Annotated in this window: 24 protein-coding genes and 3 tRNA genes; 9 read left to right on the top strand and 18 right to left on the bottom strand. The window is 63.7% G+C overall.

Annotation, left to right across the window (positions count from 1 at the left end):
* Window positions 1–44: 44 nt before the first annotated feature.
* The 3 genes from pbpC to H8F01_RS18135 all read left to right on the top strand — a co-directional run bounded on the left by pbpC (window position 45) and on the right by H8F01_RS18135 (window position 4,168).
* Window positions 45–2,438 (top strand): penicillin-binding protein 1C, encoded by a 2,394-nt coding sequence (gene pbpC, locus H8F01_RS18125; RefSeq protein ID WP_187056431.1) that lies wholly within the window; start codon window positions 45–47, stop codon window positions 2,436–2,438.
* A gap of 87 nt (window positions 2,439–2,525) precedes the next feature.
* Window positions 2,526–3,815: an NAD(P)/FAD-dependent oxidoreductase gene (locus tag H8F01_RS18130; protein ID WP_187056432.1), complete on the top strand. Its 1,290-nt coding sequence runs from the start codon at window positions 2,526–2,528 to the stop codon at window positions 3,813–3,815.
* Entirely contained in the window at window positions 3,812–4,168 is a 357-nt protein-coding gene (locus tag H8F01_RS18135) for a tRNA-binding protein (RefSeq protein WP_187056433.1), read from the top strand. Before H8F01_RS18130 ends, H8F01_RS18135 begins: the two co-directional genes overlap by 4 nt.
* On the opposite strand, the gene H8F01_RS18140 is transcribed toward H8F01_RS18135, so the two are convergent.
* Window positions 4,169–5,443, bottom strand: a complete 1,275-nt coding sequence (locus tag H8F01_RS18140) for an MFS transporter (RefSeq protein WP_187056434.1) — start codon at window positions 5,441–5,443, stop codon at window positions 4,169–4,171.
* Window positions 5,444–5,513: 70 nt separating this feature from the next.
* Between H8F01_RS18140 and H8F01_RS18145 the strand changes: the two genes are divergently transcribed.
* Entirely contained in the window at window positions 5,514–6,128 is a 615-nt protein-coding gene (locus H8F01_RS18145) for a TetR/AcrR family transcriptional regulator (protein WP_187056435.1), read from the top strand.
* A gap of 9 nt (window positions 6,129–6,137) precedes the next feature.
* Here the strand turns inward: H8F01_RS18145 and H8F01_RS18150 are convergent, their stop codons facing one another.
* Window positions 6,138–7,085: an MBL fold metallo-hydrolase gene (locus H8F01_RS18150; RefSeq protein WP_187056436.1), complete on the bottom strand. Its 948-nt coding sequence runs from the start codon at window positions 7,083–7,085 to the stop codon at window positions 6,138–6,140.
* 107 nt (window positions 7,086–7,192) lie between these two features.
* On the bottom strand, window positions 7,193–7,894 hold the full coding sequence (locus H8F01_RS18155) for a pirin family protein (protein ID WP_187056437.1): 702 nt from the start codon (window positions 7,892–7,894) through the stop codon (window positions 7,193–7,195).
* A gap of 249 nt (window positions 7,895–8,143) precedes the next feature.
* Here H8F01_RS18155 and H8F01_RS18160 point away from each other — a divergent pair.
* The 3 genes from H8F01_RS18160 to H8F01_RS18170 all read left to right on the top strand — a co-directional run bounded on the left by H8F01_RS18160 (window position 8,144) and on the right by H8F01_RS18170 (window position 8,568).
* Window positions 8,144–8,219: transfer RNA gene (locus H8F01_RS18160), tRNA-Gly, on the top strand.
* Between the two features lie 85 nt (window positions 8,220–8,304).
* A tRNA-Cys gene (locus tag H8F01_RS18165) sits at window positions 8,305–8,378 on the top strand.
* Between the two features lie 103 nt (window positions 8,379–8,481).
* Window positions 8,482–8,568, top strand: a tRNA-Leu gene (locus H8F01_RS18170).
* Window positions 8,569–8,672: 104 nt separating this feature from the next.
* Here the strand turns inward: H8F01_RS18170 and H8F01_RS18175 are convergent.
* The 14 genes from H8F01_RS18175 to H8F01_RS18240 form a co-directional block, all read right to left on the bottom strand.
* Window positions 8,673–9,344, bottom strand: coding sequence for a hypothetical protein (locus H8F01_RS18175; RefSeq protein ID WP_187056438.1), 672 nt, complete (start codon window positions 9,342–9,344; stop codon window positions 8,673–8,675).
* Entirely contained in the window at window positions 9,341–10,111 is a 771-nt protein-coding gene (locus H8F01_RS18180) for a terminase large subunit domain-containing protein (protein WP_187056439.1), read from the bottom strand. Before H8F01_RS18180 ends, H8F01_RS18175 begins: the two co-directional genes overlap by 4 nt.
* Entirely contained in the window at window positions 10,104–10,712 is a 609-nt protein-coding gene (locus H8F01_RS18185) for a hypothetical protein (protein WP_187056440.1), read from the bottom strand. Before H8F01_RS18185 ends, H8F01_RS18180 begins: the two co-directional genes overlap by 8 nt.
* Before the next feature lies 1 nt (window position 10,713).
* Entirely contained in the window at window positions 10,714–10,887 is a 174-nt protein-coding gene (locus H8F01_RS18190; RefSeq protein WP_187056441.1) for a hypothetical protein, read from the bottom strand.
* Between the two features lie 104 nt (window positions 10,888–10,991).
* On the bottom strand, window positions 10,992–11,660 hold the full coding sequence (locus tag H8F01_RS18195) for a hypothetical protein (protein WP_187056442.1): 669 nt from the start codon (window positions 11,658–11,660) through the stop codon (window positions 10,992–10,994).
* A 419-nt stretch (window positions 11,661–12,079) separates the two neighbouring features.
* The gene (locus H8F01_RS18200; protein ID WP_187056443.1) at window positions 12,080–13,120 is read right to left on the bottom strand and encodes an AAA family ATPase; all 1,041 of its coding nucleotides are present in this window, start codon (window positions 13,118–13,120) and stop codon (window positions 12,080–12,082) included.
* A complete protein-coding gene (locus H8F01_RS18205; protein WP_187056444.1) occupies window positions 13,110–13,550 on the bottom strand; it encodes a CHC2 zinc finger domain-containing protein in 441 nt (146 codons plus the stop codon). The genes H8F01_RS18200 and H8F01_RS18205 overlap by 11 nt, the downstream gene beginning before the upstream one ends.
* On the bottom strand, window positions 13,547–14,170 hold the full coding sequence (locus H8F01_RS18210; RefSeq protein ID WP_187056445.1) for a hypothetical protein: 624 nt from the start codon (window positions 14,168–14,170) through the stop codon (window positions 13,547–13,549). The genes H8F01_RS18205 and H8F01_RS18210 overlap by 4 nt, the downstream gene beginning before the upstream one ends.
* Window positions 14,167–14,805, bottom strand: a complete 639-nt coding sequence (locus H8F01_RS18215; protein ID WP_187056446.1) for a hypothetical protein — start codon at window positions 14,803–14,805, stop codon at window positions 14,167–14,169. The genes H8F01_RS18210 and H8F01_RS18215 overlap by 4 nt, the downstream gene beginning before the upstream one ends.
* Window positions 14,802–15,200 carry a tail assembly protein gene (locus tag H8F01_RS18220; RefSeq protein ID WP_187056447.1) on the bottom strand — a complete coding sequence of 133 codons (399 nt, stop codon included), beginning with the start codon at window positions 15,198–15,200 and terminating at the stop codon, window positions 14,802–14,804. The genes H8F01_RS18215 and H8F01_RS18220 overlap by 4 nt, the downstream gene beginning before the upstream one ends.
* Window positions 15,197–15,382, bottom strand: a complete 186-nt coding sequence (locus H8F01_RS18225) for a hypothetical protein (RefSeq protein WP_187056448.1) — start codon at window positions 15,380–15,382, stop codon at window positions 15,197–15,199. The genes H8F01_RS18220 and H8F01_RS18225 overlap by 4 nt, the downstream gene beginning before the upstream one ends.
* Window positions 15,379–15,612 (bottom strand): helix-turn-helix domain-containing protein, encoded by a 234-nt coding sequence (locus tag H8F01_RS18230; RefSeq protein WP_187056449.1) that lies wholly within the window; start codon window positions 15,610–15,612, stop codon window positions 15,379–15,381. The genes H8F01_RS18225 and H8F01_RS18230 overlap by 4 nt, the downstream gene beginning before the upstream one ends.
* Before the next feature lie 408 nt (window positions 15,613–16,020).
* Window positions 16,021–16,320 (bottom strand): hypothetical protein, encoded by a 300-nt coding sequence (locus H8F01_RS18235; protein WP_187056450.1) that lies wholly within the window; start codon window positions 16,318–16,320, stop codon window positions 16,021–16,023.
* Window positions 16,321–16,386: 66 nt separating this feature from the next.
* A complete protein-coding gene (locus H8F01_RS18240) occupies window positions 16,387–17,712 on the bottom strand; it encodes a tyrosine-type recombinase/integrase (protein ID WP_187056451.1) in 1,326 nt (441 codons plus the stop codon).
* Between the two features lie 290 nt (window positions 17,713–18,002).
* Between H8F01_RS18240 and H8F01_RS18245 the strand changes: the two genes are divergently transcribed.
* A complete protein-coding gene (locus H8F01_RS18245) occupies window positions 18,003–18,248 on the top strand; it encodes a hypothetical protein (RefSeq protein ID WP_187056452.1) in 246 nt (81 codons plus the stop codon).
* A gap of 151 nt (window positions 18,249–18,399) precedes the next feature.
* A complete protein-coding gene (locus H8F01_RS18250; RefSeq protein WP_187056453.1) occupies window positions 18,400–19,068 on the top strand; it encodes a response regulator in 669 nt (222 codons plus the stop codon).
* A gap of 261 nt (window positions 19,069–19,329) precedes the next feature.
* On the opposite strand, the gene H8F01_RS18255 is transcribed toward H8F01_RS18250, so the two are convergent.
* Window positions 19,330–22,500 (bottom strand): Rne/Rng family ribonuclease, encoded by a 3,171-nt coding sequence (locus H8F01_RS18255; RefSeq protein WP_187056454.1) that lies wholly within the window; start codon window positions 22,498–22,500, stop codon window positions 19,330–19,332.
* Between the last annotated feature and the right edge of the window lie 129 nt (window positions 22,501–22,629).

The raw sequence follows: 22,629 nt of genomic DNA on the forward strand, positions 1-22,629 counted from the left end.
CGGCGCCCGCGAGATTTCGCGGGTGCCGCAGCGGACAGACGCGCATGAACACGCCATCGTTCATCCTTCGCAGCCGGCATGCCGCCCTACGCTGGATCGTGCGCTGGCAGAACTGGCTGGTGGCGGTGGCGTTGCTGGCCGCCTTGCTGGTGGGTTGTCGCTGGTGGCCACATCGGCCGCTGAGCGCCTGGCTACCCTCGTCAACGGCCGTGTATGACGCGCATGGGCGCCTGCTTCGCCTCACGTTGGCCAGCGACCAGCGCTATCGGCTTTGGGTGCCACTACGGGACGTGTCGCCCGCACTGGTCGATGGCGTACTGTTGCATGAGGACCGCTGGTATCGATGGCATCCGGGTTTCAATCCCTACGGACTGATGCGCGGCGCGTGGGTCACCTATGTGAACCACGGCAACCGCCAGGGTGGCTCGACCGTCACCATGCAGCTCGCCCGTCTTTTGTGGCGCCTCAACACGCGCACGCCGGTGGGCAAGTTGCAGCAGGTGGTGCGGGCAATACAGCTGGAGCTGTTCTATTCGAAGGACCAGATCCTCGAGGCCTATCTGAACTACGCGCCGTACGGGCGCAATGTCGAAGGCGTGGGTGCGGCCAGCCTGGCGTACTTCGACAAGCCCGCCGGCGCATTGAGTCTGCCCGAGGCATTGACCCTGGCCGTGATTCCCCAGGACCCCACCCGTCGCCTGCAGGCGGGAGTCGATGCGCCCGACCTCATCAGCACCCGGCTCAGCAGTTCGCGCAACCGCCTCTACGCGCGATGGAAGGTGCTGCATCCGAGGGATGCCGGGCTGCAACCGCTGTTTTCCTTGCCCCTGCGGCTGCGGCCGTTGTCGCAGCTGCCGTTCGAGGCACCGCATGCAGTGGATCAGGTGCTGGCCGCGCGTCGCCTGATGTCCGGCGACATCGATAGCCGCGTCACGACCACGCTCGATCTGGATCTGCAGCATGTGCTGGAGCGGCAGGTGGATCGTTACGTGGAACGCAACAGTGGCCGCGGCATCCGCAACGTGGCCGCGGTGCTGGTGGATACGCGGGACATGGACGTAAAGGCGCTGGTCGGATCGGCGGACTACCGCAACGCCGATATCCAGGGCCAGGTGAATGGCACGCTGGCCAAACGCTCGCCGGGCTCCACCTTGAAGCCTTTCATCTACGCGTTGGGTTTCGACCAGGGCGTGCTGCACCCGCAGACGGTATTGCGCGATGTGCCTACCGCATTTGGTCCGTACGCGCCGGAGAATTTCGACGGCCATTTCCTTGGACCGGTGACCGCAACGGAAGCACTGATACGCAGCCGCAATATCCCTGCCGTTTGGGTGGCGTCACAGTTGCAGCAACCGAGCTTTTATCAGTTCCTGCGCGATGCTGGCATCAGTCGCATGGCGAGCGAAAAACACTACGGCCTCGCGCTGGTGCTGGGCGGCGGTGAGGTCTCCATGCAGGAGCTTGCTGGCCTCTATGCCATGCTCGCCAATCGCGGTGAGTTGAAGCCGCTGCGCCTGCTCGATGCAGAGCCACACGGGGAGGGAACGCGCCTGCTCAGTGAGGAGGCGAGCTTCATGGTGATGGACATGTTGCGCCAGAACCCGCGGCCCGACGAAACCACGGGTGCCCAGCCCGATCGCCTGCCGGTGTACTGGAAGACCGGCACCTCATGGGGTTTTCGCGATGCCTGGACAGCGGGCAGCGTGGGGCCGTACGTGCTGGTGGTGTGGGTGGGCAACTTCGATGGCAGCAGCAACCCGGCGTTTGTCGGCGTGGAGGCTGCGGCGCCCCTGTTCTTCCAGATGGTCGATGCCCTGCGTGCCGCGCAGCCGCAGATGGCCGAGCCAGTGCGGCACATGCCTGCGCACCTCAAGCGCGTGGAGATCTGCCTGGCCAGCGGCGAGCTTCCCAACCAGTGGTGCCCGCAGCGTGGCATGACCTGGTTCATTCCGGGCAAGTCGCCCATCCGCGTGAGCCAGGTGCATCGACCGGTGGTGATCGACGACGACACCGGCAAGCCTGCCTGTCCGCCGTACCAGGGCAAGCGCACCCACGTGGAGGTGTATGAGTTCTGGCCGTCCGAATTGCAGCGGGTGTTCGTGCAGGCCGGCATTCCGCGCCGTACCCCGCCGCGCAACGATGCGTGTGCCCTTGGTGGTGCCGATGGCGAGCCGCCGTCCATCAGTTCGCCGCTGCGCGGCAGCATCTATGCCATGCGCCTGAAGTCGAGCGGGCAGGACCGCATTGCCTTCACTGCCAATGCCGACGCATCGGTGCGCACGATGTACTGGTTCGTCAACGACGCCTATGTGGGGCGCAGTGCGCCCGGTGAGTCGCTGTTCTGGCAACCCTCGACGGCAGGCAACTACGAAGTGCGCGTGGTCGACGATCGCGGCCGCAGCGACAGCCGGCCGCTGGGCGTGAACGTGGTCGACTGACCGACCCTGCCATGCGTCACGCCCGGGCAGGGTGTCGCGGCTGCGCTATGCTTGCCCGACTGTTCCGAGACCAGCGCACGCCCACGCATGAGTTCGTCACCGGCTGTTTCCTACTACCGCGCCACGGCGACGCCGTATACGCCGTATGCCCCGCTGCAGGGCAAGGTCGATGCACGTGTGGCCATCGTCGGCGGCGGTTTCGCTGGCCTGCATACCGCGCTCGGCCTGGCCGAACGTGGCGTGCGCGACGTGGTGCTGCTGGAACGCGAGCAGGTGGGCTTCGGTGCCTCCGGGCGCAACGGCGGTTTTGTCTTTGGTGGCTATTCGCTGGGTGAGCAATCGCTGCTCGACCAGCGTGGGCAGAACGCAGCCGGTGCATTGTTTCGTCTGACCACCGAAGCGGTGGGGCGCATCCGTCGGCATGTATCGCACTACGACATTCCCTGTGACCTGGTGGACGAAGGCGTCATCTGGGCCAACTGGTTCCGCGATCCGGCTGTGCTGCGACAGCGGCAGGAGTTGCTGGCAAGGCAGTACGGCGTGTCGTGGGAGTGGCTGCCGCAAAGCGAGCTTCGCGCACGCGTCCACACCACGCGTTACTACGACGGCCTGTACGAGCGCGACGCGCTGCACCTGCATCCACTGAATTTCGCCATCGGCCTTGCCGGCGCGGCGGCGTCGCAGGGCGTGCGTGTCCACGAGAACACCGATGTGTGGCAGCTGCGTCGCGACGGCACACGCTGGCGCATCGAGACGGCGCAGGGCACGGTGCACGCCGATCAGGTCGTGCTTGCCTGCGGAGGTTATCTGGCCGGGCTGCGGCGCCAGGTGGATCGCGCCATCCTGCCCATTGCCACCTACGTGATGGTGACCGAGCCCCTGGGTGGGCGCATGGTCGATGCGCTGGAAACGCGTGCCGCCGTTTACGATTCACGCTTCGCCTTCGACTACTACCGGCCGCTGCCGGATGGCCGCCTGCTCTGGGGCGGGCGCATCTCGGTGCGCGATCGTTCGCCTCGTGCCGTGCAGCAATTGCTTATGCACGACCTGCTGCGCGTGTTTCCCCAGCTGAAGGGCGTGCGCGTCGACTACGCATGGTCCGGCCTGATGAGCTACGCACGCCACCAGATGCCGCAGATCGGCAGCAGTGGCGACGGTTTGTGGTGGGCGCAGGCATTCGGCGGTCATGGCCTGGCACCCACCTGCGCGGCGGGTGAGCTGCTGGCCTCGGCCCTGGCCGAAGGTGATGATCGATGGAAGCAGTTCGCGCCTTACGGCCTGGATCGCACCTATCGGCCATTTGGCTATCTCGGTGCGCAGGCCAGCTACTGGTGGCAACAAAGCAAGGACTGGTTCAAGACGAGGCTGGAAGGATGAGCGGAACAGAAGCCAATGCGCCGGGCGAGATCAGCTGGGCCGATTTCGAGAAGGTGTTGCTCGTTGCCGGCACCGTAACGCGGGTGGAGCCGTTTCCCGAAGCGCGCAAGCCGGCGTGGAAAGTGTGGGTGGATTTCGGCCCGTATGGCGAAAAGAAAACCAGTGCGCAGATTGCCCGCTTGTATCAGGCCGAGGATCTGATCGGGCGCCAGATCGTCGGCATCATCAATTTCCCGGAGAAGCAGATCGGGCCGTTCCGTTCACAGTTCCTGCTGACCGGATTTCCCACCGACGAGGGTGTGGTGCTCACCGCGGTCGAGCGCCCCGTGCCCAACGGCACGCGGCTGGCCTGATCAACCCGGTTGCAGCGCCGGTTGCAGATGCTGGCGGCGACGGATCATCAGGGCCAGGCCCGAGGCGATCAGGCCGGTAACGCCGGCGATGACGAAAGGTTGCAGGTAATCGCCACTCTGCGTGCGCAGCGCGCCGGCCAGGAACGCCGCGCTGGCTGCGCCGATCTGATGGCCAGCGGCCACCCAGCCGAACACCACCGGCGCATCGCGATCGCCGAAGGCTTCCGATGCAAGACGCAGCGTGGGGGGCACCGTCGCGATCCAGTCCAGCCCGTAGAACATGCCGAACAGCGACAGGCTGGCCAGCGAGAAATCGGAGTAGGGCAGCCAGATCAGCGAGAGTCCGCGCAGGCCGTAGTACACGAACAGCAGCTTGCGCGGGTCATAGCGGTCGGTCAGCCAACCTGACAGCGTGGTGCCGACCAGGTCGAACGCACCCATCATGGCGAGCAGGCCGGCCGCGCGCACTTCGGGAATGCCGTGGTCACCGCACATGGCGATGAAGTGCGTGCCGATCAGTCCGTTGGTGGTGAAGCCGCAGATGAAGAAGGTGGCGAACAGGAACCAGAAGGTCCGCTGTTTTGCCGCCGACGCCAGCGTGCCCAGCGCGATGGCGAGCAGATTGCGTCGCGGGGCGGCATCGGCCTCGTCTTCGGTGGCGCCATAGGGACGCAGGCCGATATCGGCCGGGCGTTCCGGCAACAGCCACCAGACGAGCGGGATCAGCAGGGCGCAGCCGGCGGCTACGGTCCACACCACTGGGCGCCAGCCACCGTGTTCGGCGATGGCGGCCAGTGCGGGAAGAAAGGCCAGCGTACCGGTGGCCGTGCTGGCCGTGAGCAGACCCATCACCAGACCGCGGTGGCTCACGAACCAGCGGTTCACCACCGTGGCGCCCATCACGATGGCAACGCAGCCCGAGCCGATGCCGGAGAACAGCCCCCACGTCACCATCAGGTGCCAGGGCTGCGTCATCCACGCGCTGGCGGACACGGAGACGGTCATCAGTATCAGTGCCCCGATCAGGGTGCGTCGCACGCCCACGGCCTGCATAAGCGCCGCAGCGAACGGGCCGACCATGCCGTACAGGAAGATGCCTAGCGCGGCAGAAAGGGAGATGGTGTCCCGGCTCCAGCCGAACGCCTTGCCCAGTGGAAGAATGAGCACGCCGGGGGCGGCACGTACGCCGGCGGCGGCGAGCAGGGCAAGAAAGATCACGCCGGCAACGACAAAGGCGTACTTCTGGCCGAAAGGACGGGGGCGCGCTATAGTCATGTTACCGACCGGTACGTGGAGTGGGTGCATCGTACGTACCGATCGGTAACATTGTCAACAGTGATGTGCCATGCCGATCAAACGTCCTCCTGTCGCCCCCACCGCAGAGCCGCCCGCCGAGGGCAAGCCCAAGGCGGCCGAGCGGATACGTCGTACCGCCCGCGAGCTGTTCTATCGCGAAGGCATCCGCGCCATTGGCGTGGAGGAGATCGTCACCAAGGCCGGCGTCACCAAGCCAAGCCTGTATCGCAGCTATGCGTCCAAGGACGAACTGGCAGCCGAGTACCTGCGCGATTACGAAGTCGGATTCTGGAAGGTGTTCGAAGCCGGCGTTCCGACGCACCCGGGTGATGCGCGCGGTCAGTTGCTGGCGTACTTCGAAGGCCTCGCGCATCGCGCCACGCAGGTGGGCTATCGCGGCTGCGGCCTCACCAATGCGGTGGTGGAATATCCGGGCGACGACCACCCCGCACGCAAGGTTGCCGAAGAGCACAAGCGCCGCTTGCGTGAGCGCATGGTGGAGTTGTCCATGGCGATGGGCGCAAAGGAGCCGGCGATGCTTGCCGATGGTTTGCTGCTGTTGCTCGAAGGCACCTATGCGTCGGGTCAGTTGTTCGGGCCCAACGGGCCGGCCGCGTCGCTGGTCAGCGTGGCCAACCAGCTGATCGACGCGTCGCTGCGCTGACGTTTCCGATTAGCCAGGAGCTTTGTGCTGGCTGTCCAGCCACACGCCCAGGCCCTGTGCGTTGAGCTCCACGTCCATGCCGAGAAGGTTGAGCAGTTGCTCGCGCCCGCCGTCCCAGCCGTGAGCCTGGGCACGCGACAGATACAGCCCGGTCAGATCGGTTTTCATCGTTTCATGTCGATCTTCTGCACCGCGCGACCGTTCCTGCGCTGACCTTGCGATCGCGACCATCGCATCGATCTGCACGTGCAGGTCGTCAGCACGTTTTTCCACCTGTTCCACGCGATCGAAGTGGGTGAGATACATGGCGGCAGGCTTCAGGTCGATCAGGCGCCGGATCGATGCATGCAGGGCGTCCGGATCAAACTGCACGGGCGAGGTGGTCGGCAGAATGAAGGGGCCCATGGCGGTGTCGAATTCGCGATACGAAAGGCCGAACGTGTCGCCGGTGAAGCAGACATTCGCGCGCTCGTCGTAGATGCTGATGTGATGACGTGCGTGCCCGGGCGTATCCAGGCAGAGCAACGGCCGCCCCGCGAGTGACACGACATGGCCGTCCGGCGCTTCCACCACGCGCTCGGCGGGAATAGGTCGCAGACGTCCATAGGTGGCTTCCATGACGTCCTCGCCGTAAACAGCGGACGCACCGGCCCACAACTGGCTGGGATCGATCATGTGCCGTGCACCGCGCGGATGCACCACGAGGCGCGCATTTGGCAACTGCGCCATCAGCTCGCCCGCACCGCCGGCGTGGTCGAGGTGTACGTGCGTGAGGATCAGCCAATCCACGTTGCCTGGCGCAAGCCCGGCGTCGTGCAGTGCCTGGAGCAGGCGTGGCACGGCGTAGTTGGTGCCGCAGTCGATGAATGCCGCGCGGGACTGTTCCACCAGCAGGTAGGCCGCATCAAAGCGCGGGCGAACGAAACCGGTGTCGATGGTGTGGATGCCGTGATTCATCGCCAACCTCGCGCAGGGGGATATGGCGAGGTTAGCAAGGTCGCCCGGGTGGTTCACTCCCACCTTGGTCGGACGCATGGCGAGCGTTGCCGCTCGCCACGTCGTACTTACGGTGCGGTATCCACCAGCACCAGCTCGGCATCTTCGAGCGCCGTCACGGTGAGCTTCGTTTCATGGCGGATCGCCGCGCCGTCGCGTGCATCGAGCTGCACGCCATTCACGTCGATCCTGCCCTTGGCCGGCACCAGATAAGCAAAGCGCTGGCTGTCGATTTCGTACTCCGCTGTTTCACCCGCCTTCAAGGTGGCGCCGAGCACGCGTGCATCGGTGCGCAGGGGAAGGGCATCGGTGTCTTCCTTGAAGCCACTGGCGAGCGTCACGAATCGACCGGAGCGATCACCGATCGGAAACGGCTTGGTGCCCCACGACGGCGCCTTGCCGTGCTGGTCGGGAATGATCCAGATCTGGAAGATCTGCGTATCGCCCTGTTCCAGGTTGTATTCCGCGTGGGTGATGCCCGTGCCGGCACTCATCACCTGCACGTCGCCCGCCACCGTACGGCCCTTGTTGCCCAGGCTGTCCTGATGCGTGATCGCCCCTTCGCGCACATAGGTGATGATTTCCATGTCCGCATGCGGATGCGGCGGAAAGCCGGTCTGCGCTGCAATGGTGTCGTCATTCCACACGCGCAGTGCGCCCCAGCCCATGCGGGACTGGTCGTGGTAATTGGCGAACGAGAAGTGATGCTTGGCGTTGAGCCAGCCGTGGTTGGCACCGCCAAGGGTAGGGAAAGGTCGACGGTCGATCATGCGTCACTCCTGATAGTGGGAAGCGCTCCTGGCGCCTGCCATCAAGATAAGTCGTTGCCGGATAGATACCAGTCCGCAGAAATCGGACGGACTGTTGCCGGGGAGAGACGTCTGAGTGAACGATGGCTTGCCCGGCCGGCCATTCATGCTTCCCTGGCCGTGGCGGCAACAACCGGCGCGAAGAGTGAAAAAAAGTCTTCCCGGACTCTTCACAAATGCCATTGTTCTGTTACTATTTCTGACTCCGATGCGGGAATAGCTCAGTTGGTAGAGCACGACCTTGCCAAGGTCGGGGTCGCGAGTTCGAGTCTCGTTTCCCGCTCCAGTTTTCAGCAAAACCTCGGCATTCCGGGGTTTTGTTTTTTCAACGGATGGTGACCGGTCTTTCGGGTTACGATCCATTGTGCAATGGCCTGGTGGCAGAGTGGTCATGCAGCGGCCTGCAAAGCCGTGTACGCCGGTTCGATTCCGACCCAGGCCTCCATTGCACAGAGAGAAGCTCGCCACCCGGCGGGCTTTTTTTATGCCTTTCTGCAAGGCCGGGTGCTCATCCCGCACATGCTAGGATGCGCATCCTTCCGTCGTTGGCCCGGATGGCGAAACTGGTAGACGCAAGGGACTTAAAATCCCTCAGTCGCAAGGCTATGCGGGTTCGATCCCCGCTCCGGGCACCAATAAAATCAACAACTTGACCGAAAATTGGCCTGGTAATGTGCTGCGTTGCGGCATGTCGTATCCGCCATATATCCGGCTATAACCGGGCACTCTCCGGGGATCACTAAAACCGCAACGGCTCTACGATCACCCGTGGCACGTCCAGTCCATACACCGCCAGCGCGACGGCCAGCACCAGGTCATCATGCGCGCCTTCGCGCGCGCCGAACCTGGCATTGCCGATGGCCGAGTAGCTCACTCGAAAGTCGATCAGCTCGCGCCGGAACGTCTTGGCCAGTGGCAGCGTGTCGGGCATGTGCAGCTTGCCGGTGTGCATGAGTGCCTGCAGACGGCTCACCAGAGCCAGCTTGGGCACATTGTGGCCGCCCCGGCCGTTCGGGCCTTCCTCGCCGCCGAACGTGATCGTGACCGGCACGATGCGGGGCACGCGCTCCTGCTTGAAAATGTCGAACACGGCACGCCCGACGCCAGTGTAATCGACCCACACGCGCGGATCGTGCTCAGCGATCTGCTGACGCGCGAGGATGCGCTTGAGCCGATGCGCCTGCGCCGGGTAGGGCTCACCTAGCGGTGCCTGCTCCAACAGGCGCAGGTTGTAGTGCGGTCGCTCTTGGCGCAGTGCCTCGCGCGCTTCGGGAACCTGTGCTGTAAACACGTTCGCGCCGATCTCGGGCGCAATCTTTTCGATCACGGCGATGGAGGTCGGATCTTGCGACTGGCCCAGGTCGACGCCTACGGCGACGGTGCGGCGGTAATCAAGCAACGGGTGATTCATGACCAGGCTTCCAGGTTAGCGTCTGTCATCGCGTCGACCAGCTCGGAGCTAAAGAACGCTTCGTCCGTATCCACGAACTCGCAAAGCATCTCCGCGCGGAACTGCCATTCCGAAAGGCTGTCGCGTTCCTCGGCCAGAAACTCGGGCGTGATGTGCGGGCAGTCGTTTGCGGTGATCGTGGTTCGGGTCCAGTGCTGCCCCTCAGACCACTGCTCGTAGAACCAGCCTCGCCGGCCGTAGGGCGTCGTGAGTGCGATGAGCTGTCCATTGGCCGATGCCGCCAGCATGGGGCGAACGGCCGCATACACGGCATCACTGACGCGCGCGGCTTCATCGATGTACACCGCACGCGGTGCGCTATAGCCGCGGATCGTGGCGTCGTTGTCGCCGGGGAGCGCGACCAGGTGCGATCCGTTCTCAAGCACCAGTTCGTTGGCGTTGTCCGTGACGATGCGCGGCACGCCTGACAGCCGCTTATAGATTGCGCGTGTCTTTTCAAACAACAGGCGCGATTGTCGCAGCGTGGGCGCCACGATGAGGTAGAGCCCTGGCGCGTAAATGAGGCCGCCAGCCGCCTTCGCCCCGATGGTTGTGCTCTTGCCCGCCTGGCGGTTGCAAAGGATGAGATGGCGTCGTGCCTCGGAGCGCATGACTTCGTGCTGCCAGGGCGCCGGCGTAACGGCGTTGTCTTCGGCATCACTCACGCCCTCGGTGAATACCTGCGACGGATCTGCGGCGCGTTGGAAGTCGAGTGCGGCCTTACTCATGCATGTCACTCGACGGCGGCCGGGCCTCGATCAGCACCGGCAGGCGCTCAGGCTCGATCGGCTGCGCAATGGATGCCTCAGCCGCGGCGATGGCACGGGCGCCCGCCTCGATGGCTGCAGCGCCCAGCGGACGCAGCTCTCTCACCAGGGCCGTCCTGATGAGGTGCCACTGCGGCGACTGCACCAGGTTGACCACGTTGTTGGTGATACTGATGTGCGAGCCTAGCTCGCCCAGCATCTTGCCGATGCGCTCGCTGGCCTTGCCAGCGGAATCGATCGCCACGCGCTCGCCGAGCATGTCGCCGATGTCAAAGCATCGGTCTGCGTTTCGGTACAGGCGTCCGCGCTGCCAGACCAGGTGGTCTAGCAGGCTCTTGGACTCCACCTCACGGACCTGTGCCAGCTCTTCGTCCGAACGCATGCCTCGCACGCGCAGACGGGCGATAAGGTCCACGTCCATGTGGTCCTTGCGGTGCCGGTGGAGCGCGTCAGGGCTTAGCCCATAGCGCTTGCTCAGCACGCGAGCGGCAATGCCGTTCGCCAGTCCGATCTCGACTGGCGCCCGGTCGGGGCTCTCGCAGACGGTGCAGAGGCGGCCCATGTCAGCTCGCGGTCACGATCAGGTGCCCCACGTCGCACAGCACGCGGAAACAGGGTTGCGTGCCATCGTTGGGTGGGCCGATTTCGATACGGGCACCAGCGGGGACTTCGGCGCGCGTGTTCGGGCGATGCTCGCCCGGGTTCGTCTCGATCTGCAGGATGTGACCGCTGGACATGGCGTCCGCCGTCACCACAAGCCGCTGAGATGGCCTGAGCTTGTGGGTGACGTCACAGCCGGCACGTAGCATGCGCGGATCCGCGGGAGGCGCGAGATCAACGATCATGCAGCCGCCTGCTCATAGGCTTTCGCCTGCTGGAAGTCGACCATCGCGGCGACGTGCTCTTCCAGGCGCTGGAAGCCGGTCGCTGCCTCTTCCAGCGAGGTGGAAAGGCGCACCGCGCGGCCGAACTCATTGGGTGACGTGGAGGCGTGATAGATGTCGGTGTACCGCGATGCCAGGTCGGGCGGCAGCAAGCTCACCAGCGCCGGGCCGGCGACGGCTGCGTGCAGGATGCGCAGATCGCTGCCTGGGGTGTTTACCACCTCTTGCACCGCCTTGATGCGCTCGGCCAGGGTCATGCCGCGCAGATGTGCACGGATCTCCGCGAAGAGAGCGGCCTCGCCAGGGTCGCTGGGCGGGTTGAGCTTGCGAAGCAGCTGGGCCTGTGTCACGCGCAGCGTGTTCTCTGCGTTCTCACGGGCTTCGTTGTAGGTGTTGCGCTGGGATTCGAGGATGTTGCGCGCGAACTTGGCGGACTCGACCACGCGCGCCGCCTCAGTCTTGGTCTGGTCGGCCATGCGCCGGCCGTGGTTGCTGTGAATGTCGCCCCATGCTTTGCGGGCGCGCTCTTGCGCGGAGTGCAGTTGGCTGACGTGGTGCTCGCCATCGACGGCGACGGCCGACACGCTCGGCCACACGTGGGCTAGATACTGTGGATCGGATCGCATTACGGGCATTGGTGTTCCTTTGTTCGGTGGCGCTGAAAGCGCGGAAAGTGGATGCGCTTAAAGTATCGAGCCGGATATTTGCCGGGTACAGATGACAAAGAGTGTCGAATAGTCGGCAAAACAAGGGCATTAAGACTTATGCGCAAGGGATAGCTGATCCCTTACGGCCACATTTGATGCAAAAAACGTCGATGCACGTCCGATGGCGCAACGGCGCGGGTTGCGGGGCGTTTAGGCGGCCGAAAATAGGCCGCAAATAGCGCGAAATGCCTGAAAAACAAGGGTTTGTGGGCTGCCGGTTAACAATGACCACGAGCCCCTTGTCCCATGTCCAAAACATGTCTCGCCTGCTCATGTCCCGTGGGCATATGGGCTGTCCCACCACGGGGGGGGTATATACCCCCCGTGAGACGGGACACCTATGCGGCTGGTTTAAGCCATCGTTGCGCGGTCGATCTCGGGACGCCGGTTTGCTCCGCGATGGCGCGTACCGTCATGCCATCCTGATGAAGCCTCTCTACCTGCTCGCGCTTACTTGTATCAGCCACCGCACCCGCGGCATCGTGCAGTGCGAGTGTGGTTTCCCTCACCGGCTCGCCATCGTCGCCGATGGACTCCACCTCGATTTCAACCTTGGACAGCAGCAACGTCGGCGGTTTGCGCCAGTCCTTTGCCTTGTCGCCGGACTTCAGCTCAAGGCCGCCATCCTTCGGCTTCAGATAGAAGTCCGAATCCATGCTGGCGCCGAAGTTGCTGTTACCGCGTCCGCGGTCCTGCGCGCCCGGGTCATTGCCGGTGTGATGCACAGCTAGCACGATGCAGCCCCATTCCTGGCGCAGTTGGTCGCACGCGGAAACGAATTTGCCCATGTCGTCGGTCGCGTTTTCGTTCGCGCCGTTCATGGCGCGCGCTACCGTGTCGATCACGATCATGGCGGGCTTTATTCCGGTGGACTCTCGCAGCTCCTCTGCCGTTTCTTTGATGATGGCCAGCGTGCTGGCGACGTTGAGCTGGTCGCACAGAAAGGGCATGCCGGACGCGATGAAAAGGGGCGCACCTTCTAGGCTTACGCCGTTGTGCTTCTCCCAGCCGTCGATGCGCTTGCGCAAGCCGCGCTGTCCTTCGCCGGCCAGGTAGAAGACTGCGCCGGGCTTCACCTCGCGCCCGTACCAAGATGTACCTGTGGCGATCCGGCAGGCCCAATCGACAGCCAGGAAGCTCTTGCACGCGCCGGGCTTGGCGATCAGCGCGGCCAGCGTGTCCCGCACCAGGTAATCACGGATAAGCCAGTCGGTCGCCTTGCGTTCGATCCGGTCGGCGCGAGTCAGCGTAAAGAGCCGGCGGACGTTGTTGCCTGTCGCGTCATTGGCTGCGCCACCGGTCGCTTTGATGACCCGCTCAAGCTCATTATCAGCCTGAGCCTCAATGCGGCTGATATGCGGATTTACCTCACTTGCCATTGAGCACCTCCCTGGCGCGGGTAATACGTTCAATGGACATGGACAGGCGTGCCATGTCGTCAGCGCCTAGCGCTGCGCCGCCAGCTGTTTCCTGGGCCGCAAGTATCACGATGAGAGACTCGCGAACGAGCAAGCCAATGGCAGCAGCCCAATCGGCCTCACGGCTTAAGCGGCTGCGTTGGAATTTTCCATCGTTGCGCCAGTCGGATTTCTCAAATAGGTCGGACAAGCCGATGCCCATTGCGCTGCAAACCTGTGGGACGCTGCAACCGCCGAAGCAATTGAGAAGTACGCGGCCGTCATCGCCAAGATTGATCGAAAGGCTAGGGTTCTTGTCATCATGGGCGGGACAACACGCAACCCAGCCCTTTCCTTGTTGGCGCAGCTTGTTGCCATCGAGACGGGCGAGAACGAGATCTATGGGGTTCATGGCGTTCCCTCATGCGGCATGCTGCGTTGCAGATACCATCCCTCGCGCTCTTCGATTGGCGCGGCGAGCAATTGGAGGATGTCCTGGGCTTCGCGCCGCGCGCCCTTGCATGTACTCCACACCTCGGCGTGATCGGCTTGGGCCGGACTGAAGGGCTTGTGCGCGTGGCGGTGCAATAGCTGGCAGGCCAAATCTGTGCGGACTTCGATGTTGCGCGAGAGGCGCACGAGGGAGGCGCGAAGCTCGGGCGTCATGAGCGTGTCTAGCCCAAGGTCCTGGCGTGCGTTGGTGTAGGCATCCAACACGAGCGCAGCCCATCCGGCGTCGGCAATGCCGTCGCGTCCGTCCAGTTTATTGACGGCGATGTCTGCCTGAGCGTCTGCCAGCGCCGGATCTAGCTCGACCATCGCGCGCATCACTTCGCGAAGATGGGGGAGGGACCACATGCGGAAGTCTTCGGTGGTCATCAACCCGACTTCCATCTGCCAGTCGAAGAATGCGCCGATAGCGGCGAGTTGGGCGGAAACATCACCACTTGCTTGCGCGGAGCTAACATCGTCCATGAGGCGCCAGGCGGTTTCTTCCTGCTCAGCGGTCAGTTCAACGGTGTCCGGGGTCACGGCTTCACCTCCATGTCGGCAACGGTCGAGATGCTGACGGCATCGCGCGTCACTTCGGCGAGCAGCAGACGGCCGCCAACAGCCACGGAAACAGGCAACGAGCGCAGGAGCTCGACCTGATCGCGTGCGATCGCTGTCATGCGTTCGGCTGAGTCCGGCGGTGACGGCAATTCCGCGTAACCCGGGTTCGGGCTCGCCATCCATGGGGCTACACGTGCGACGCGGAAAGCCTTCTCGCCGTGGTCGCATTTCCAGACGGCGGCTTGCATGCGGTTCGTTGCGCGTGACCAGCCGACCATGAGGATTTCGGCACCAGGAAACGAATCGACGCCTTGCGGCTTGGCGACTACCTCCATGAAGGCCTCGAGATTCTTATCTAGAAGGCTCTGCATGCGCTCGGCCATCGCGTCGTAGCCATCGAGCATGGCCCGGTTTAGATCGCTAGCCAGCCAGTTGAAGAAGTTCTGCTCGCCGCGGGCGGCCAGCACCACGTTTGCGTGAGGCAACGCGAGGAGCTTGGATCCATGCGCGCGACGCGCGAGATCCGCGGCGTTGCCGGATGAAATCGGCGCCATGCAGGTATCGACGCTTACTAGCGCACGATCCTCAGCCACGTAACAGTTCAGAAGGCTCATGCCCGGCCCTCCGCGACGATCAGCGGATCGCCAACGACGGAGCCGCCGATCATGATGGAGGCGCCTGCAAGGCCTGCGTAGCTGCCGAAGACGCTTGCACCAATAGTGCCGGCAGCCACACCGCTGCTCAGTGCGACCAGAGCCACCATGGCAACCGTGCGCAGGATCTTCCCGCCATTGCCGCCTTGGGGTACGCCAAGGACATGGATGGTCTGGCCCGCCTTTGGCCGCACCTTGTCCCACATGGCATGCGGCACAGAATGGCCGCCGATGGTCACGTTGCAGCTAGGGCTGGCCTGCTCGCCCATCATCTGCGCAATCGACTGGCCGGCCGGCATCTCGGAAGTCACCCAATCGGCGCTCAGGGGGTGCGTTTTTGCGAGGACAGTGATCATGCGGCCTCCACTGCGCGGCGTTCGATCAGCAGGCGCTTGAAGCCATCGGTGGCGCGTTCCAGGTTGTTGAGCACTAGGACGTTCTCGGGTCCGTGCTCGGAGATGTGATGGGCCAAGTCGGAAATGCAGCACGCAGCGGCCAGCAAGTCGTCGTTGATGTCAGAGATGGTGCGGGGGCTCATGCTGCATCCCCCTGGCATTGCGCGCGCTGCGACTCGATCCAGGCCTGTACCTGCCGCTTGCTGTAGTACGTGCGGCCGTTGATCGTGAAGTGCGGCGGACCGATGCGTAGACGGCGCCAGCGCTTCAGGGTGTCCACCGAGCGCTTGATCCAGACAGCCAGCTCCTTGGTGGTCAGGTTGTCGTCGGCGATGGAATTCCATGGGGTGAACTGGATGACATTCGTAGTCATGCCTTTTCCTCGGGCAATAGAAGGGAGGGGCCAAGCGCGCGTGCGCTGGCGGTGCCGTGTTCAAGATTCAGGTCTAGGTTCGCTAGGTTCAGTTTTGAACAGCAGTGGACAGACTTGCTCTGTCCGCACCAGCCCATGACTACGTGGGTCTGCTCGGTGATCGCGCGTGTTGCACCTGGCTTAATTGCCGTATTGCGTGCCAGCCTTTCGGCTCGTATGTGTCCTGCGCCTCACACCGGTTATCGGTGGCCTTGCATGGCGGAAAACTTCGCCATCGTGAGAAATGATTGCAGGTGGCAAAACGATGTCAAGTGGTGGCGTTGACGACGCATAAGGATGCGCTCGGGGCCGAAAACAAAACGGAGCCCGAAGGCTCCGCTGGGTTGATGCCCTTGCTTCTGTGGTCCCTTACTTCGCCCGCTGCACCGAACGAAGCGGAACTTCCAGCTCTTCGGCAATGGCCCCGGCTTGCTCCATGAGCCCAGCGAGCAACCACGCTACGTCGGGACCAATGTTCTCAGAACCAACAGCATCTTCGGCAATCTGTTTCATTCCGCGGAGCATGCATTGCAGGTGAGAGAGCAGATCGCTCACATCGGCGTCATCGGCTACGCGAAAGAGACTTTTTCCCTCACGCGGAATCAAGCCAAAGCCGGCGCGTTCGCCCACATGCGCCAAGCTGGCGTCGAGTTCGTTAAAAACGGTCATGCAATCCCCTGTTTACGTTGGTGGTTGAAAGCGCCCGCAGGCGCGTTAATTCGCCTTTCGGCGGGTTTAGGCGGTGGCCTTGGGCACGCACAGCGCGTGCAGTTTCATCAGTGCATCGCGTTTCATATCTTCCAGGTCGCCTACTTCGTAGCTGGCGGCCTGCACGTCACCGCGACCATGTGAAAGCAGGTGCGCGCGTACCTCGCGGGGAACACGCAGATCACGTAACAGTGTTTCGGTGGTCTTGCGGATCGTGCCGGGGGTAGGGCGGCGCGCAACCTCGCCCGCATCCATCATGGCCTTGGCAATCGTTCGCATGCCCTCGGCGATTGCGTTCTCACACGCCGGCGTTAGGCCGTGCGACACGGTGAAGACGTGGTCGCCCTGCGGATCGGCACCGCGCATGGCCTCGATCGCTGCCACCGCGTCGGGGATCAGTGGCACAACGTGCTTATAGGCCACCTGCCTGCGGCCCTTGATGTCGCGTATCGTCACGCGCGCATTGCGGGCGTCGTAGTCGGCCACAGTGAGCCGGCGCAGTTGCCGCACGCGCTGGCCGCCGGTCAGCAGGTGGAATCGCAGCGCGGCGCCATTGGCGGGATCAAGATCGAATGTGCGCCGGTAGTAGGCGGCCAGCTCATCAGGGCTCAATGACCACTTCCGTTTCTCGGCGGCTTTGTCGGCTTCCTCAGCCAATTCCTTGGGACGGCTCACGCGGAGTTCGCGAAGGGGGTTGCTATGAATCTTGAAGCCGGCAAAGGCTGTCAGGCCTAGATCGGTGCGCGCGTTGACGGCAGTGGTGTAAGCCGCGCGCAGATAGGCGCGTAGCTTTCGAGCCTCGTTGTAGTGGCCTGCATCGATGATGCGTTGGAACACTTTGGCAAGGTCGTCGATCGTCACTTCGTCGGCTGGCAGCTTGACCAGCCTGGGAAAGTGTTTCACCAGGTGCCGCTCTACGGCGTTCTCCACCGCGCGCCAGTCCTTGCGGCCACTGTCTTTCGATTGCTGTACGTAGGCGGCCAACAGGTCGGCCAGGGTATGCGCTCGTTGTCGCGCGGCCAGTGCGACTTCCTGTGCCCGACCGTCCGCCCGCTCTTGCCATGGGTCGCGGCCTACCTCGACCTGTGCCCGGAACTCCTGCGCCTTCTTGCGCGCGGCCGACACCGTAAGGGAGGGAAACATGCCCACCACCATGCGCCGCTCGCGGCCGCTGGCCTTGGCCACGTAGCACAGGAGGAACGTCTTTGTTCCCTTGGGCGTAATCTGCAGCGCGAAGCCGGGGACAAAGGCGCCTTTGCCTGTAGCTGCCGGCTTGTCGTAGTGAATGACCGGCCGGCCCTCTTCTGGGACTGCCGCTTTCACCACGTCATCTTCCAATCGGAGCTTCGCCATGACCTATCCCTTTCGTCGCGATATCCGGCACGTATCCGGTAGATATCCGGTACAGCATGCACCCGGTGTGCAACAGAGTATCCCTCCTGTAAACCCTTATTACAAGGGCTATGCGAGGGTGCATAAGGGGTTGAAGCAGTCGGATATGCGATTTGAAGCGGTCTATGGGAAGTCGCCATGAGGGACTTAAAATCCCTCAGCCGCAAGGCTATCCCGGTTCGATCCCGGGTCCGGGCACCACGGCGGATCACCGCTTTTCATCTCCGCGCATACCGCATACGAGGGATGGCATGAGTGGCATCAGGTTTCTTGGCCCGTTTGATGGCCGTGTGGCGGCAGAGCTGCCCGAAGGCTTCGTGGTGGGGCGCTGCGAAGGAGAGTGCACCATCGAACAAGGAGCTCTCATTCAGGGCGTGCTTGGTCGTGTCGGCAAGCAGGAATGGTCTGATAGTTCTGGTCACGCGATGACAGTGATCGTCGAGGATTTCGACCTCGATGAAGCGGGCCTGCGCAACTGGTCTACAGGCGTCGAATAACGTTGTCAGTTGGCTGCTGGTCGACCTTGTAAGGCAATACCGTTGAGGCCCGTAGGAAGGCTTTGTGGCCGGGTTTTTCAAGGGCTTCAGGTGCTTGCATTGCGACATGATGCAGCCTATGTTCACCCGACACACCCAAGGAGGGCGACTGGTGATCAAGGTAGTGCTGATTGACGATCACGAGCTGGTGCGTACAGGCTTCAGGATGATCCTGCAGCAGCAGCCGGACATTCAGATTTGTGGCGAGGCGGGCACCGCCGAAGAAGGCTTGCGGTTGATCCGCGCAAAAGCCCCGGAGATCGCCCTGGTAGACGTGCACATGCCGGGCATGAGCGGCATCGAGCTCACTGAACGTGTATCCCGCTCCAAGCTAGCGACACACATCATCATCGTCACCGTCGTGGATGACGCCCGCTTCCCGAAGCGTTTGCTCGATGCGGGTGCCCTTGGCTATCTGACCAAGGGCTGCACCTCGGAAGAACTGCTCGATGCCGTGCGCCAGGTGGCGTCAGGGCGTCGTTATCTGGCGCCGGCTGTTGCGCAGCAACTGGCCCTGGCGACACTGGATGGCGAGGGTTCGCCATTTGATGCACTTTCCAGCCGCGAGCTGGAAGTAGCCATGATGCTGGTGCGCGGAAAGGCCCTCACCACCATCGGTGAGCAGCTCAACCTGAGCCCCAAGACGGTGTCGACCTATAAGCAGCGCCTGATGGAGAAGCTGCAGGTGGATCACGTGATCAGCCTTGCGCACCTGATGACCATCCACGGCTTGCTGGATACCCACAACAATCAGGTCGGGAACAACCTGCTGGGCAATTGATCGGGCTACAGCCGGACTAAAAAAAAGCCGAACGAAAGTACGGCTTTTTTTGTGCCTGGAAGGTATGGCAAAAGCCGAACGAAAGTACGGCTTTTTTGTGTCTGGAAGGTATGGCAAAAGCCGGACGAAGGTCTGGCTTTTCTTGTTTCTGGACGGTGTGGCAAAAAGCCGGACGAAAGTCCGGCTTTCACGTTGTTTAGAAGGTGAGGCAAAAAAAAGCCGGACGAAAGTCCGGCTTTTCTAGGGGCTGAAAGTGCGTCGTCAGACGTGCGACGACGCGTCCTTCTTCGCTTCCTCGGAAGTTTCTTCCGGTGCCGGACTTGCCGGCGACGGTGCGGCCTGCGTCAATCCGGCATGAGCCAGCAGGTCACCCTGGGCGGGCTGCGGAGCAGTGGGCGCGTCCATCGGCTCGGCCTTTACTTCCACGTCGTTCGCCGTCACCGGAACGTCGGCCACCGGCTCGATCTTGGGCGACACGTCGAGGCGTGCGCGTAAATCGATGGTCGTGCTGGACTCGACCAACTGCACGGTCTCCACGACCGGAGTCGCGATGTCCGGCGCGTGGGACGCGGTGGCGGAGACGTCCGTGGTCTGCTGCGTGTGGGTAACCACCTCAGCGACGGGCGCGACCGTCACGGCTGCGTGTTCCACTTCCTGATGCGGTGCGCGAGCGACTTCTGTCACGGCCGGCGCTTCAACCTGCACGTGATCCGTCGCGACGTCAGCAGCCGGTTCGCCTGCCGGAATCGGCGGAAGCGTGGGCAGGTTGAACGAGGCGGGCGCCACGGCGCTGAGCACCTGCTCGGGCACCGGCATCGGAGCCACCGGCGCAGCGGCGGCGACCACCTTCTCGGGTGTCGTCGCGGCGTCCGTGGCTGATGCGTGCTCGACCGGCTCCGGGCGGGCAGCGTGTGTGGCGGCCGCCACAACGGCGCCGGCAGCGGCGGCCGTTACGGCAGTGGCAGGCGTCGACAACGGCGCGGCATCGCTCCGGTCTTCGTCGTCCAGATCGTCCAGGTGCTGGTCGTCACCGGCGTCGGCCGACGGTGCACCCGACTGCGTGGCATCGTCATGGCGACGGCGACGGCGGCCACCGCGGCGACCGCGGCGACGACGCGACTGTCCACCTTCCGCTTCGGGCGTATCCGCCGTGGCCGGTGCGCCGTCGGCGACGACTGCATCGGTGGTGGCTTCGGCCGTCACGGCGAGGTTCTTGTCCTTGATCACTTCCGGAACGGGTGAAGCGACCGGGCGCTCGGCGGGAGCGGTGGCTGCCGTCACTGCCGCGGCGGTCGCAACGACTGCCGTGGCAGCGCCGGCTGCAGCAGCTTGCTGGTTCTGCTGCTGCGCCTGCTTGGGCTGGCGCTGCTGCTGTTCCTGGCGCTGCTGCTTGCGCTCGTTCTGGGCCGGCTGCTGCTGGCCGTCGGCCTTGGCCTGCGGCTGACGCTGTTCCTGCCTGGCCTGCTGCGGTGCCTGCGGCTGACCCTTCTGGCCCTGCGGGTTCTGCTGCTGGCGGTTGCCCTGGCCCTTGGCCTGCTGCTGGCCCTTCTGGCCCTGCTGCTGGTCGCGACGCTGCTGTTGCTGCTGGCGGTTACCTTGCTGCTGGCCCTGGCCGGAGCGACCGCGCTCATCGCGACGCTGATTGCCGCCGCGGCTGGACGGTGCGGGCTGGGGCTGGCGTGCCGGTGCCGGAGTGGCAGGCGCGGCGGTGCCGCGGAACCAGCCGAACAGGCGGGAGATGATGCCGCCACTGGGCGCCGGGGCCGCCGCGGGCTGGCGCGCAGCCGGAGCTTGCGGGGCCGGGGCTTCGGCGACTTCTTCGCGGACCGGTGCGGGCGAGGAGGGCACGATGCCGCTCACGGCGGGCTGCTCACCGCTGCCCAGGGTCTGGCCCATCTTCGGCAACGGCGAGGCCTCGACGGCCGTCAGGCGCTCGTAGCTGGGCTTGCTGTGCTCGCCCATGTCCGCTTCGCGGATGCGCTGGATCTCGATGTGCGGCGTCTCGAGCTTGTCGTCCGCCACGATGACGACGTGCACCTTGTTGCGCAGTTCGATCTCGACCACGCTGGCACGCTTTTCGTTAAGCATGAAGTTGGCCACGCTCGGCGGGGCCTGCACCAGCACCTGGCCGGTGTTGTCCTTCATGGCGTGCTCTTCAATCAGTCGCAGCGTGGACAGCGCCAGCGACTCCACGCCGCGGACGTGGCCATGGCCTTCGCAGCGCGGGCAGACGATCTGGGTGGCTTCGCCCAGGCTCGGACGCAGGCGCTGGCGCGACATCTCCAGCAGGCCGAAGCGGCTGATGCGGCCAATCTGCACACGGGCGCGGTCCAGCTTCAGGGCGTCCTTGAGACGCTCTTCCACTTCGCGCTGGTGCTTGGGGCTGTCCATGTCGATGAAGTCGATCACGATCAGGCCACCGGCATCGCGGATGCGCAGCTGGCGGGCGATTTCAGCCGCCGCTTCCAGGTTGGTGTTGAACGCGGTTTCTTCGATGTCGCTGCCCTTGGTGGCCTTCGACGAGTTGATGTCGATGGCGGTAAGGGCTTCAGTCTGATCGACCACGATCGAGCCGCCGGACGGCAGGCGGACCTGGCGGTCGAACACGCTCTCGATCTGGGTCTCGATCTGGTAGCGCGAGAACAGCGGGGTGTCGTCGCGGTACATCTTGAGCTTGCGCAGGGCGTTGGGCATCACCTGCTGCATGAACTCGCGCGCGTCGTTATAGAGCGACTCCTCGTCGATGAGGATCTCGCCGATATCGCTGCGCAGGTAGTCGCGCAGGGCGCGGATGAACAGCTTCGATTCCTGGTAGATCAGGAACGGGGCCTTTTGGGCCTGGGCGGCGCCGGAGATGGCCTTCCAGAGCTGGAGCAGGTAATCCAGGTCCCACTGGAGTTCTTCGGCATCGCGGCCGAGGCCGGCGGTACGCACGATGAGGCCTACGTCGTCGGGGACGTTGAGATGCTCCAGTGCTTCCTTCAGCGCCTGGCGGTCTTCGCCTTCAATGCGACGCGAAACACCACCCGCCTTCGGGTTGTTCGGCATCAGCACCATGTAGCGGCCGGCGAGGCTGATGAAGGTGGTCAGGGCAGCGCCCTTGTTGCCACGCTCTTCCTTCTCGACCTGCACCACCACCTCGTGACCTTCCTTGATGAGGTCGCGGATGTTGGCCTTGTTGGGGTCCAGGCCCGGCGTGAAGTACTCGCGGGCAATTTCCTTCAGCGGCAGGAAGCCATGACGCTCGGCGCCGTAATCGACGAAGCAGGCTTCCAGGGAAGGCTCCACGCGAGTGATGCGGCCCTTGTAGATATTGGCCTTTTTCTGTTCGCGGGAAGGGATTTCGATGTCGAGATCGTAAAGGGTCTGGCCATCGACGATGGCCACGCGCAACTCTTCACGCTGAGTTGCGTTGATCAACATACGTTTCATTGTAATTTTCCTCAGCTTGCCGCGCGTCGCGTGCCTCGGTGGCGCCAGTTGCTTCGGCGGCCTGCCGGGGATCGCGCCGCTGCGGTTAAGCGGCAAATGACGGCATCGTTCCCGGTGCCGGGATGATTC

Source organism: Dyella telluris (genome assembly GCF_014297575.1).
GTDB classification, from domain to species: domain Bacteria; phylum Pseudomonadota; class Gammaproteobacteria; order Xanthomonadales; family Rhodanobacteraceae; genus Dyella; species Dyella telluris.